We start from the raw sequence: 13332 nt of genomic DNA, 5'->3' as shown, positions 1-13332 counted from the left end.
TTTCCCAATCCAAAACACCAATCGTACGTTCGTGTTTTCCCAACAGAAAAAGCCCTCTGCTTTCTCGGGCTTTGCCAATCATTTACCTGTAAATCTATAATTGAATTCTTTGAGCGGCCAATATCGAACATCCACCTTACCGACGACATTTCCCACTGGTATAAAGCCAAAGTGGCGGCTGTCCGCACTCTCAAGACGATTGTCACCCATGACAAAAAGCTTTCCCTTCGGAACGGTGGTCTCGTCCGTCAATTCCTTTAATGTGAAATCCCCCGTAAAATCCTGATCTGGGAATCCTTCCTTCCATTTCTCGAGATAAGGCTCATCCACTTTCCTGCCATTTACGTAAAGCCAATCATCCTTGTAACGGATGCGGTCTCCTGCAATCCCGATCACTCGTTTAACATAATCTTCTTGTGAATTCGCATGAAAAACAATAATGTCAAACCGGTGAATATCGTGAATCTGATAATTGATTTTATTCACAACAAGTTTGTTGCCATCTTCTAGGGTCGGCTGCATTGACTTCCCTTCAACGTCATAGCTTGAAAAGAAAAATGTACGGATCAAGATGTAAACAACAAAAGCTATCATGGCTGCTTTTATCCAATCGGATAAAGAATTCTTGTTTTTTCCCATCTCGTCAACCCCTACTACATTTATATTCTAACTTATTGTCCATCTTCCCTCTTCATGCTTTTATTTAATCGGGTCTCCAGTCTTTTTCCTACATACCAAAGGACGAATATGACGACCCCGATAATGATCGTGCGTATTGGCTTATGTATTAATGATACTAAATCGTAGCCTACGAAGCTAATCGTGAAGATCATTACCGCTTTTCCTCCTACGACCGCAAGTCCATATTGCAACGGACTGACCTTTGACAGCCCCGCAACGATATTCACGATGGCCGAAGGTGTAAAAGGGAAGCAGAGCAGGATGAACAAAGGTCCGAATCCATGACTTTCCACCCAAACCATCAAACGCTGAACCTGCTTATGTTTTTGTAAAAACCGAAAAAACCTCATTTGACCATATCTTCTTATGACTAAAAAGATTAAAAATGACCCCGCTACCGCACCAATCCAGGAAAATAAAAATCCCCACCAAAGGCCAAAAGCGGTTGCATTAGCCAATACGAACACAACTAAAGGCAAAAAGGGCAAGAACGCTTCCAGCATCGGCAGTAAGATACCGGGAATCGGGCCGAATGAGCGATATTGCTGAATAAGCCCCGATATATGATCAAGTGTAAACCACTCACGTATTGTCTCCAAGTCCATAATTATCTCCCTCGACATGCTGCCGTCAAAGCAGCATAAACTTATTAAAAAGATGTTTATTTTAGATATATCACTTTCTTCTGAAATTGCAAGAATTATTATCCATATATCTTCATACTTTCCCTATCTCAGGAAATCATAATCTTGTTAATGAAATTTTCACCATTTTTCAAAACAGCTTGCATATCGATTGAAAATACATTAGGATAATCAAACGGGAACGAATGTTCTATACGTTATAAATGTTACATATTCATAGTAAAAAAGTGTTTTGTCAGAAAGGGGCGGTCATGATGACCCGCATTCCAGAGGATGACCGGAATATGATCGAAAAAGCCATCTACCTACCAATGGTGATTACAGTCTTAAACCGGGATCTCAAAGTCATCGAAATCAGTCCGTTTAAATTAAGGAGACCCTATTCCGAGCTAGTCGAGCACATCCTAAAAATCGTTCAGGACGATTTTGCCGAGGTTCGTCGATATCTGCGCAAGGAGAATATTAAGGTAAGTGAAATCAAACGCGATGAATCCTTCACGATGTATTGTTTCTTATACAAAGGATACGAGGAACATCATAATTATTTCAATCCGCGCCTTCGCAACAAAACTGAAGACCTGTTATGTTATTACTTTTTCGAGAGAAGCCACCGTCCTACGAATTAGCGGGTTACAGGCATACCTATCCTGTCGATGCCGGATATTTAGGGTGGAGGAAATGAATGTAAGTAAATAGTACCATAAATAACTCCCTTATCTTTTTCTGATAAGGGAGTTCATTTTGATGATTATAACCTATTTACTTCACACGCCTCCATTCGCCGGTTTAAAAATGAAAAGCCATTAAATGATGGATTCCCCGAGTCCAAATCGGTGACTTATGCATGTATAAGCTTTGGTCAGGATAAACCCACTTGAACGTGGAGGACCTGATATGATAAAACGGCAGGTTCAATGGAACCGTACCCCGTTTAGCACTGTAGCGATTAATAGTAAGGAAACTTGTTCCATTCATTTTCAATCCATTTTCTCTACATTCGATATAGCCTTTCCTTACATTTACTTTTCCTCCTCTAACGTGGAATATATTTTGACTTCAACTCTGAAGCCTTGGCTCCATTGGCATCGGTGAATAAATAGAAAGACTTTCTCTTGGTTTCCTCAATCCTCTGGATCAGTTTCGTTTTTAAAAAGGATGTCCGGTGCAGCTGATTTTCGAACGAGCTGTACGATACCTCTAAGTCGATCGATTGTTTATTCCGGAATGTAACGGTTGTATGTTTGGAGTCCAGGCGATCATAGGCTACGACATGCTCATGTGATAACCAGATGCATGGAGGACGCAGCGGAGATGTAGTTGGAAAGAAGAAAATCGAACTGGTCGGATCAATCGCGATCGGTGCTTTATGCGTGATGTTTATGAGCTGCTTAGTGCCTTGTCTACGCCCTTCGTAGCTGGATCCGAAGAATTCACAGCTTCTCTTGATAATTTCCAACGGCTTGAAAGGGGATATGAACTCGTCCTCCATTTCAACGATACGGGCATAAATTTTACTGCCATAGTTGAGCGGTGCAACCATAAGTGTTTGGGGCGTTATTTCATATTCCTCTATGATTCCCTCGTTGTGTTGCATCAATTTTAACCCACCTCTTCCTCATTGCATTAAGATTCAACATTTTACTAAAGGCATTCGACCCCTTTCACCGACAATTGGGTGAAGAGAACCAGTCCATATAAGTAAATTTCCTCACTATAATAGCACAATAAATTATGAGAAAATTAAAGTTCACAAAAAATTAAAAATTCTTTCAAAAAGCGGTCGTTCCGCCATCTATATGACACATTTTCTATTAATGTTAGAATTTTTTAAATTTTCAGTTGATTTTATCCGCGCAAATCCATATACTAATAAAAAGGGTCAGGGGTGGTAACTTTGAAAAATGAAAAATCTTATTCAGAGTCAGTGAAGTCCTTATCAATGAGCGAGATGAAAAACGATGCCGTGGTTCAGGAAATGTTGATTGATATGATTATTCTGGAAGCCGTCCTTACTACCAAAAAGAATATCCTTGCGAAGCAAATTGATGAAGCCTTGGATATGAAAAACAAACCTTTATTTCTGAAACTTAGTTCTGAAATGAACGTTTTACTAAAACAATTTGGAAATTAACACCCGTGATTAAATGACAACCGAATCATCAAAAAAGCCTCCCTTCATGAGGGAGGCTTCAGTTCGTATACAAAAGTGGTCCTACTCACACGCTTGTAACAAAGTGACACCGGGAGCGCCGGCACTTGGGAAACGTCAAGTCACCAGTGCAGTCAAGGGCTTTGCTGATTATTCCTTATGAAACATTCCCATGACCTCGGCTGTTTCCGTTATATTGACAAAGGCATTTGGGTCCACTTCTTTTATCATCGTTTTGACGTCGGTTAATTGGTAACGGGTGATGACCGTCATCATCACTTTACTCTTTTCCCCCGAGTATGCACCCTCACCATCCATGACTGTAATCCCGCGATATAAGTTGGTCAGGAGCTTCGTTTTCATCTCATCACTCTTTTTCGTAACGATCATCAAAGTTAATTTTATGTGGTTGGAGTGAATCGTATCGATAACTTTTCCTGCTGCATATATGGAAATCAATGTATATAGTGCAGCATCCCAGCCAAAAATGAAGCCTGAAATGACCACCACGACTGCATTCATCACCGATAGTAATGAACCAAGCGGGAAGTCGCTCTTCTTAGCCAAAAGCATTGCGATGATATCAAACCCGCCGGAGGAGCCTGAAGCACGGAAGATGATCCCGATACCGAACCCGGAAATGATTCCGCCGAATAAAGAGGACAAAATCGGTTCAGTGGATACTCCATGAATTGGGATTAGGTATAAACTGATGGAAATTACGACAACTGACAATATCGTATATGTGATGAACCGCCTTCCCAATTTGAGGTATCCAAGAATCAGCAATGGCAGGTTCAACAGAAAATTCAATATACCTGTATTCACTGGAGTGATGATTCCCAGCATGATCGCAATCCCACTAAGTCCGCTGCTTAAAATTAAATGAGGTATCAAAAATAAGTTATAGGCAACTGCAACAAGCACTGAGCCTAAGGTGATGAGAAGTACATTATACATAACCGATCTCCTTAATCGAGCTGAGAATTTAATTAATTATAGTGGAGAACATCGGCATTTATAAAATAAAAGTTTTTTCTGATAAATCCCGGCTATCTATATCCTCAGATCAGATAAAAAAAACCAGCTGTTCTTCAGCTGGCTTCAATCACCCTTTGCATTTGCCTTTTCGATCGTGGAGATCCGTTCGAGCATGGTTGGATGTGAATATCGCAGCCATTTCACCAAAAATGGCGGGTTCACCTGACTTAACCCAGATCTGGTGAGTTCCTGAAATGTGGTAATTGCTGATTCCTTATCCCCAGTCATTTCGATGGCATACCGGTCAGCCCTCGTTTCTTCGTATCTGGACACGAAATTCGAGAGCGGACTGGAAACAAAAAGCAGCATTGCCGTGATCAAAAGAAATAATGGCAAGGAAGAAATGCTGCCTACCGAATGCACCTTTAACAGATGACCCCAGCGCTTAATGACATAATTCATGATTCTCGATGTCAGCCACAGCCCGATCAAGGTCATTCCTAGATAACCGGCAATGCCGAAATAGATATGCTTTTCTACATAATGAGCCATTTCATGTGCCATGATAAAAAGGATTTCGTCTTCCTTCAGTTTGTTCAAGGTCGTATCCCAAAGGACGATTCTTGAGTTGGAACCTATGCCTGTCACATAGGCATTCAATGAATTCGTCTTTTCCGCCATATTAACTTCATACACGTGCTCAGCCGGAATTTCCGCATGTGCGGCGAGTGACAATATTTCCGTTTCCAACTCTTTATTTTTGAGCGGATAAAATTCATTATACAGAGGATCGATTAATACAGGCTGAACAAACATCAAGAACAGCGTAAAAGGGATCGATAGCATCCATGCATAGATCCACCACTTCTTTGCACTTTTCTTCATTAACCAATATAGGACGGAGACAATGATGAACATCATCCCGAAATTCACCCAGAATTCAATGATTCCATCCTTCATCCATGAGGTGAAGCTTTGTGTACTGATATGGTAGTTCTTACTAAGCCAATAGCCAATGAAGCTTATTGGAAAAAGTGCCAAATAAGAAATGATGGAAAGCCAGAATAAATAAATGCCTGTTTGGATCATTTTTCGCTTTGTAACGGCCGATGCCGACTTTTCAAATGCCCTGGATATGCCAAATAATAAAACGAAAAAATACAGCAGCCATTCATATGGTGTGGAAACGAAAAATATGAAATTCCGCAATCCCGAATATTCTTCGCTAAGTTTTAATTCCCTTGCATTCAAGAATGTAGCAGGATCTGCTGCAGTACCTCGCAATGCATCGGGAATGGCTGTATTTGCCCCATAAAAAATATACCAATACATCACTGCTACATAAAGGATATATACTAGAATAGCTCTCCCAGCCCATTTTCTAACCATGATGCCCCTCCTTCTAATCTCTCCCTCATAATAGTTTAATCCAAAACGGACAGGTTAGAACCGCATTTCCATCCAATATTATTCATTCCGTCAAGCCCTATTACCGTTAACCAGCTCTGGACCATTCGACAATGACATACAGCATTAAACCCAATATGAGTGCAAAAAAGCGAGGTGCAGTAAAGCTCCGGCAGCTAACAAGCATTGCCCAGGCCCTTGTTGATTAAAGTTTTGACTGGTCAGCCCTTCATGTCCTATTTTGAAATTTATACAAAAGCGCCATAAGTTCCGGACGATTGCTCACATTCATTTTTTTATAAAGCCGGCTGATATAATTTTTGACCGTTCCTATGGATAAATATAAGTTTTTGGAAATCTGCTGATTCGTTTGTCCTTCGGTGAGGAGAATGAGCAGTTCATACTCACGTTTGGAAAAGGAACCCAATTTCCCAATTGCCTTTTCCAAAGCCGCATTCTCATGCCCCATCCCTTCCTGCTGAAGCTTCCTCATCAGAAAAGATTTAACAGAGGCAGGATAGACGATTTGCCCGTTGGCGCATTGCCGGATCGCCGCCACAACTTGTTCCATTCCGCCATCCTGTAACACGTAACCTGCTGCGCCATGGGATATCGCTTCAATGAGATAGTGATTCTCGGGATAGGCAGCACGGATGACTATCGGGATGGAAGGATGTTTTTCCTTTAGCATCACCATCATTTCCTGTCCATGTGTCCATGATGAGCGGACATCAAAAAGAATGATATCAGGCATGACTGCCGCTGTAACATCAAGGCTGCGCAATTCCCTTTCAGTTTCAGTGGCTCCAATGACCGTAATGTCTTCCTCCTTTTCGATGATTCCCTTAAGCCCCCCTTGTTTACTGACTATCAATAGCTTAATCAACTTCATATCTTCACCTGTTCTTTTCATTATTGGCTAAATTTTTTCATGGTTGCATCAAGTAGTTCATTTGAACTATATTTTACTTCTTAATTCACTTGATAACAATATAAGTGCATTATATGTAAAATCAAAATTTAAACTGTAAGAACACGTGAAAAAAGGATAGTTCCCTGAATATAAATAATGCTATCAACCCGTTTGCCTTCAGGATGATAGCCTTTTTTTTTGTTCCTCATCAATAAGTTTGTCAAGGTTCATGATGCTTTCCTTTGCCCTGAGGAAATCAATTTTGCGGTAATGGTGCTTTCCGCCCTCTTCTTCATCTTTTTCGTCTGCCCATTTGACGACCTGCTGCAGTGGGGTCCGGATAATATCATTTGAAGGTAAGAATGAATCGGTGTGAAATAATATGGCGAGGGAAATGGTCTTTGCCTTGATCGGATTTTCACCGAGGCGGATCAACAATTTATGTGCTCTTTCCGCGCCTTTAATCGGATGGATGTCATTTTGCTTGTACAGGTCATAATCCCATTTTCCATTGCGGTACCAGGTGAAGTGACCCATATCATGCAAAAGGCCTGCCTTGGCCGCTATATCCGGATCTATGTTATATTCGTTGGCAAGGTGAAACGAATGGTATGCCACCGCTATCGCATGGGCAAGTCCTGAGCGGTTCAAGTATTTTTGAGCAATGGGATGTGTAAAAACATCTAACAGCTTTACATCTCTCATCTAACCCCTCCTTACAATTATGTGGAAATTTTTAATGTCAATCATAACTCTTTTAGAATAAAGAATCAATACTTAAAGCTTACCCCATATATATTTTATGCAGCGCATTACGCTTTGTTTGTACAAAAAGACGACCACCGCCGGTTTGGCAATGGTCGCCCTTGATCAATCATTTTAGTTTTGGGTAACATGGGTTTTTAAAGAACGCCTTAAAATTTTTCCTGTTGTGTTTTTAGGCAGTTCATCCAAAAATTCAATCTTTGCAGGGACTTTATATTTAGCCAAGTGCTCCAGGCAATAATCCAGGAGATCTTCCTCTGTCAATGCTTCGTTTTTCTTGACCACGAAGCATTGAACCACCTCTCCCTGGTTTGGATCGGGAACGCCAATCGCTGCTGCCTCAACTACTTCAGGGTGGGCATACAGAACTTCTTCTACTTCCCGTGGATATACGTTATATCCACCGACAATGATCAGTTCTTTTTTGCGATCTACGATGAAAAAGTACCCTTCATCATCCATCCGGGCCAAATCACCTGTATATAACCAGCCATCTTTCAACACAGCTGCCGACTCTTCAGGCATCTTATAATACCCCTTCATGACATTAGGACCCCTGACAATCAATTCTCCGACCCCATTCGGCGGCACCTCTTCGCCAAGCTCCGTAACGACCTTGTTTTCCACTCTGAGGATGGATGTTCCTATCGATCCCGCTTTCCTAGGGCGATCAAGGGGATTGAAGCATGTAACAGGAGAAGCTTCGGAGAGGCCATAGCCCTCTGAAACCCTAACATTGAATTTTTGCTCGAATGATTCAAGCAGAGATATCGGCATGGCTGATCCGCCTGAAATGCAGATACGCAATGACCTTAAATCGTCTTTGTGCCCATCCGGATATTGGAACAGGAAATTATACATGGTTGGCACGCCAGCAAAAACGGTTGCATCATATTTTTTGACTTGCCTGAATATTTCCTTCGGACTGAATTGCGGCACAATTAAAAGCGTACCTCCTTGCAGCAATGGTGCATTCACGACGACCGTCAAACTGAAAACATGGAACATGGGCAATGTGGTAATGACACGGTCATTTTCCGTAATCTTCAAATATTCGCCTACATCTTGTGCATTGGAGTAGATATTGGTGTGTGAGAGCATCGCCCCTTTAGGTTTTCCTGTTGTACCGGAAGTATAGAGGATGATGGCCGTATCGTCGGAATCCAATTCCGGGCCTTGGAAGCTCGTATCCCCCGCTCCCACCATTTTTGTAAACGATTTCATTTTTTGATAAATGCTCAGTTCACCACGATCCCCGATATCGGGCTCAGTCTCACACATAACATAGTAATCTACATTCGAAAGAATTGGGTCCATTTTCTCAAATAAGGGTATCAGTTTATCCAATGCCACGACAACCTTTACATCGCCGTTGTTCAGGATGTATCCAATCTCATCAGGTGTGTAAATTGGATTTACGGGTATTACGGTAGCTCCTGCTCGTATGGCTCCATACAATGAAATGATGAAATGTGGAGAATTCCCTAAAACCAGCGCAACATTATCACCTTTCGAAACACCAAGCTTATGTAGTTCATCGGCAAACTTTGTAACGGCGCTGTCCAATTCCCCATACGAGGTTGATTGGTCCATAAAATAATAAGCTGGCTTTTCAGCCTGCCTTAAAGCCGTTTGATGAAGCTTTTCGGATAAATTCATCGTTCTCCCTCCCCAGTTTACACCATGAATGAATAGTCATTCATTTTTATATTAAACTAAATACCTTTTTATTATATTAAAAGAAAATGATTACAGCAACAATTTTATCCATATTCAAGCAATTACTGTCATTATCAGACACAAAAGCCGCCCTATCAAGACAGGACGGCTTTTCAGGCTTAATAGATTAAAGCCAATATTTCCTCTTTCGTTACATTGCCAAAATAATGTTGAACATCTACCTCATCCAAAACCTCACTGATGGCGTCCCTTTCATAGCGTATCCCCGTAAGTTTTCGTTCTATATCCGCAACCTCTCCGACCCCAAAGAAATCACCGTAGATTTTACAATTTCCAATGATCCCCCTGTTCACTTCCAGACGGATATCAACTGACCCCACAGGAAATCTATGCGAATTTTGCAAGTTGAATTTCGGCGATTTTCCATAGTTCCATTCCCAGCTTTGATACCGTTCTTCCGAAATCTTATGGATTTGCTCCCAATCTTCCTCCGTTAGAACATACTCGGTGACCTCACCGCTATCCTTGAATATATTTTGCAGAAGGAATGAACGGAATTCCTCTATAGACATCGGTTCTTTGAGGAATTCAGCAATATTGGCGACTCGGCTTCTTATCGATTTAATACCTTTAGACTCGATTTTATCTTTTTTCACTTTTAAAGCGGATACAATATGGTCCATTTCCGATTGGAACAACAAGGTTCCATGACTGAACATTCTGCCCTTCGTCGAAAACATCGCATTACCCGAAATTTTCTTCCCTTCAGCCAGGATATCATTACGGCCGCTTAGCTCAGCATGGATTCCTAGTTTCTCAAGGGTTTCCACGACAGGCTGGGTGAATTTCTTGAAATTGTGGAAACTGTCACCATCATCCTTCGTGATGAAACTGAAATTGAGATTACCCAAATCATGATAAACCGCACCGCCTCCGGAAAGCCTTCGAACAACAGTAATGCCATTTCCATCTACATAATCGGCATTGATTTCTTCAATCGTATTTTGATTTCTCCCGATGATGATGGAAGGTCGATTAATGTAGAATAGAAGATAGGTTTCATCAATATTCAGATGTTTAAGCGCATATTCTTCAATGGCAAGATTAATTCTCGGATCCGTAATTCCCTTATTATCAATAAAAAGCACAGTTGTTCCTCCTTGTATGCTTCATTCGCATCAGTAATTTTCCCATCATAGCTGGAATTCGAGATTGGTTTTCGCCACAGCTATTTCCCGTTTGAATACCTCTGATGCTTCTTTCTTCAATTGATTGATATCTCCGTAATGGGGGAGATGAGTTAACAGCAAAAGCTGCACGTCTGCCCTATCTGCTAGCATGCCCGCTTCCCTAGCCGTCATATGCCCCGCCTTGGAACCATCCATATCACTGTAAAAATTGCTTTCACACAATAAAACATTTGCATCCTTTGCGAAATCCGCCAGCTCATCCATATAAGAACTGTCACCTGTGTAAACAATCGAATGATTTTCAGCTTCTATCCTCATCGCAAAACAAGGGACTGGATGCTTCGTTTTCATGAATGTAAAGGTGCACGGTCCAATGGTCAAGGGTTCATCGACAGAATAAGCAATTCCCTTTGTCACATCTTTATACGTTAACTTTTCAAATTCGGCTTCATCTAAATCATGGCCATAGATGGGTATGGCCCTTTTTTCGCTGCCCAAAATCTGCTGAATGAGTGCAGCGTGCTGCAGGACACCGACATCCGCTACATGATCCGGATGATAGTGGGATAAAACGACTGCACCGAGGTCTTCGGGCTTCATATGATTTTGGAGCTGTGATAGTACACCGCTGCCACAATCAAGCAAAATGCGAAAATCTTCATATTCAAGCAAATAGCCAGAGCTTGCCTCATTTTTAGCTGGATATCCGCCCCAGCAGCCAATTACGGTGATTTTCATGCATCGGCACTCCTCTTTATCTCTCAATGACTTCCCCATTAATATAAACTATTCCCGCCTTTATTTCACCTTTTTTACTTATGTTATAAAACATATTTGACATAAAAAATCTGTTATAATACAATACAGATACAGAAAAAAAATAAAAAATTTCAGGAGATGATGTTCATGATTCAAAGTAGCGTCGAGTTCTTCAAAAACCTGCCTCCTAAACAATGTGTGGAATGCGGAAAAAAAATTGATGAACAGCACGAATGTTATGGAATGCACTGTGACCATTGCCTTTCTGGAGAGTAATCAGTAAGTGTTGCACCATCCGCTTCCCCAATAGCTGGATGATCTCATAGTCGCACAGCATGAAACACATCGCCATATAAAAAGAAGAGATGCCGTTGAACGAACGGCATCTCTTCTTTTTATATGATCTGGTTCACTTTAGTTAGAGAACGGATAAACCTTTGAATAAGTATATCTTGAATAGTTCAGCAATTTCTTCTTTCCCTAATGGATCATGATTCCTCTCCCAATCAAAGATAAGGGCGAGGTACATTTTCAGCATCAGGAAAGCAGTTATCTCTGGATCGCAAGGCTGGATATATTTCTTGTCGATCGCTATTTTTAGTTTTTCCTTAATGTAGGATACGATGGCCTCTTCCATTTCATTGACCATTTCCTGAACGGCCGGGGTACCAATCTCCCGCTCTTCTTGAAGGAGCTTTAATGATAATTGATGTTCCTGCCTGAACTCGAGGATTCGATAGACGGCCCGGTGCAGATTTTCAAAGAAGGAAAATTGCTCGTCCAAAGATTGTTCAGCCTCATATTTCATTTCCTCGATCATCCGCTGAACGATTTCTTTAAACAGCTCTTCCTTATTTTTATAAAAAGTGTAAATGGTCCCTTTACCCACATTGGCAATTTTAGCGACTTGATCCATCGTCGTTGCCTTGTAGCCAAAAAGTGAAAAAGATTTGGTCGCAGCTTCCAAAATTAATTTTTTACGATCAACAGACATTTCCCACCCCAATTCTGACCAAACGGACAAAACAGTCAATAATATCTTACCAAAAATATTCAGTCTTTTCAATCATTTTTTCGTTATCTGCAGAAAAAGATGGCTGTCCAAAATCTGGGCAGCCATCTTTTCCAAACCAAGTATTTAATTTAAACCACTAAGCCCCGTTGTAAATTGAACAGGCTAATCAATTTTCCTGCAGGCGGTTCAAGACGATTGTCGCCAACGCATCGATGAATTCCGGCTTTACATTAGGCATATCCGGACGATAGTATGCCGCACCGATATCATCCGTCACCACTTTACATTCATAATCATTATCATAAAGAACTTCAAGATGTTCAGCTACAAATCCAACCGGAATATATATGAAGGCTTCATAGCCTTTCGCTTGATGAAGGTCTCTCGTTAAATCCTGCACATCTGGTCCTAACCATGGTTCTGGCGTTTGTCCCGCGCTTTGCCATCCAACTGCATAATGGGAAACTCCTGCACCTTTTGCAATCATTTCAGCCGTTTCCTTCAGTTGATCTGGATAAGGATCACCCAACTGCAATATCTTTTCTGGAAGGCTATGCGCCGACACGATCAAAGCATAATTATCGCGTTCTTCCGAAGTCATCCTTCCAATCACTGCTTTTACTTGGTCCACCCAATATTGAATGAATTTTGGCTCATCATACCAGCTCTCGACGGAAGTGATCGTCATATCCCCGAATTTAGCGGCCTCGTCCTGTGCACGTCCATTATAAGACTTGACACTGAAGGTTGAAAAATGCGGAGCCAATACAATACTGACCGCTTCCTTGATGCCATCATCATGCATCTGTTTCACTGCATCTTCAACAAAGGGTTCAATATGTTTCAATCCTAAGTATGCTTTGAATTCGATTTCTTCTTGAATCGAATTCAATTGCTTTTCAAGCGCTTCAGCTTGCCCAGCCGTTATTTTTGCCAGTGGGGACAAACCGCCAATCGCCTCGTAACGCCCTCTCAAATCGGCAATCAATTCGTCGCTCGGCCTTCTTCCATGACGAATATGTGTATAATACCTTTCAATATCCTCTTCAGTGTATGGAGTCCCATAAGCCATGACGAGGAGGCCCATTTTTTTTCTTGACATGAATTTACACCTCATTTAAAAATTTCGTATTTTCCACCCTTTAAAG

General features: G+C 41.3%; 15 protein-coding genes. 3 read left to right on the top strand and 12 right to left on the bottom strand.

The window, feature by feature from the left end:
• Positions 1–78: 78 nt before the first annotated feature.
• Both lepB and CVN76_RS27165 read right to left on the bottom strand, forming a co-directional pair.
• A complete protein-coding gene (gene lepB / locus CVN76_RS27170; RefSeq protein ID WP_100533795.1) occupies positions 79–639 on the bottom strand; it encodes a signal peptidase I in 561 nt (186 codons plus the stop codon).
• A gap of 32 nt (positions 640–671) precedes the next feature.
• Complete coding sequence (locus CVN76_RS27165; RefSeq protein WP_100533794.1) at positions 672–1286, bottom strand: TVP38/TMEM64 family protein; 615 nt, start codon at positions 1284–1286, stop codon at positions 672–674.
• A gap of 293 nt (positions 1287–1579) precedes the next feature.
• Between CVN76_RS27165 and CVN76_RS27160 the strand changes: the two genes are divergently transcribed.
• Positions 1580–1951, top strand: coding sequence for a hypothetical protein (locus CVN76_RS27160; protein ID WP_100533793.1), 372 nt, complete (start codon positions 1580–1582; stop codon positions 1949–1951).
• A gap of 407 nt (positions 1952–2358) precedes the next feature.
• On the opposite strand, the gene CVN76_RS27155 is transcribed toward CVN76_RS27160, so the two are convergent.
• Entirely contained in the window at positions 2359–2919 is a 561-nt protein-coding gene (locus CVN76_RS27155; protein ID WP_100533792.1) for a competence protein ComK, read from the bottom strand.
• A gap of 300 nt (positions 2920–3219) precedes the next feature.
• On the opposite strand from CVN76_RS27155, the gene CVN76_RS27150 reads away from it, so the two are divergent.
• Complete coding sequence (locus CVN76_RS27150) at positions 3220–3456, top strand: IDEAL domain-containing protein (protein ID WP_057912478.1); 237 nt, start codon at positions 3220–3222, stop codon at positions 3454–3456.
• A 168-nt stretch (positions 3457–3624) separates the two neighbouring features.
• On the opposite strand, the gene CVN76_RS27145 is transcribed toward CVN76_RS27150, so the two are convergent.
• The 7 genes from CVN76_RS27145 to CVN76_RS27115 all read right to left on the bottom strand — a co-directional run bounded on the left by CVN76_RS27145 (position 3625) and on the right by CVN76_RS27115 (position 11148).
• Positions 3625–4434, bottom strand: coding sequence for a YitT family protein (locus CVN76_RS27145; RefSeq protein WP_061143078.1), 810 nt, complete (start codon positions 4432–4434; stop codon positions 3625–3627).
• A 144-nt stretch (positions 4435–4578) separates the two neighbouring features.
• On the bottom strand, positions 4579–5844 hold the full coding sequence (locus CVN76_RS27140) for a M48 family metallopeptidase (protein WP_100533791.1): 1266 nt from the start codon (positions 5842–5844) through the stop codon (positions 4579–4581).
• 247 nt (positions 5845–6091) lie between these two features.
• The gene (locus CVN76_RS27135; protein ID WP_198512663.1) at positions 6092–6754 is read right to left on the bottom strand and encodes a LuxR C-terminal-related transcriptional regulator; all 663 of its coding nucleotides are present in this window, start codon (positions 6752–6754) and stop codon (positions 6092–6094) included.
• Positions 6755–6952: 198 nt separating this feature from the next.
• Complete coding sequence (locus CVN76_RS27130; protein WP_100533789.1) at positions 6953–7480, bottom strand: HD domain-containing protein; 528 nt, start codon at positions 7478–7480, stop codon at positions 6953–6955.
• 174 nt (positions 7481–7654) lie between these two features.
• The gene (locus tag CVN76_RS27125; protein ID WP_100533788.1) at positions 7655–9199 is read right to left on the bottom strand and encodes a fatty acid--CoA ligase family protein; all 1545 of its coding nucleotides are present in this window, start codon (positions 9197–9199) and stop codon (positions 7655–7657) included.
• A 179-nt stretch (positions 9200–9378) separates the two neighbouring features.
• The gene (locus CVN76_RS27120) at positions 9379–10368 is read right to left on the bottom strand and encodes a lipoate--protein ligase (RefSeq protein WP_100533787.1); all 990 of its coding nucleotides are present in this window, start codon (positions 10366–10368) and stop codon (positions 9379–9381) included.
• 45 nt (positions 10369–10413) lie between these two features.
• Positions 10414–11148, bottom strand: coding sequence for an MBL fold metallo-hydrolase (locus tag CVN76_RS27115; protein ID WP_100533786.1), 735 nt, complete (start codon positions 11146–11148; stop codon positions 10414–10416).
• Positions 11149–11316: 168 nt separating this feature from the next.
• Here CVN76_RS27115 and yhfH point away from each other — a divergent pair, with 168 nt between their 5' ends.
• Positions 11317–11445, top strand: coding sequence for a protein YhfH (gene yhfH, locus CVN76_RS27110; RefSeq protein ID WP_081092480.1), 129 nt, complete (start codon positions 11317–11319; stop codon positions 11443–11445).
• A gap of 142 nt (positions 11446–11587) precedes the next feature.
• On the opposite strand, the gene CVN76_RS27105 is transcribed toward yhfH, so the two are convergent.
• Positions 11588–12163 (bottom strand): TetR/AcrR family transcriptional regulator, encoded by a 576-nt coding sequence (locus CVN76_RS27105; protein ID WP_100533785.1) that lies wholly within the window; start codon positions 12161–12163, stop codon positions 11588–11590.
• 187 nt (positions 12164–12350) lie between these two features.
• Entirely contained in the window at positions 12351–13286 is a 936-nt protein-coding gene (hemH, locus tag CVN76_RS27100) for a ferrochelatase (protein ID WP_100533784.1), read from the bottom strand.
• Positions 13287–13332: the final 46 nt, after the last annotated feature.

Source organism: Bacillus sp. mrc49 (genome assembly GCF_002803435.1).
This window is presented reverse-complemented; position numbering and strand designations above follow the sequence as displayed.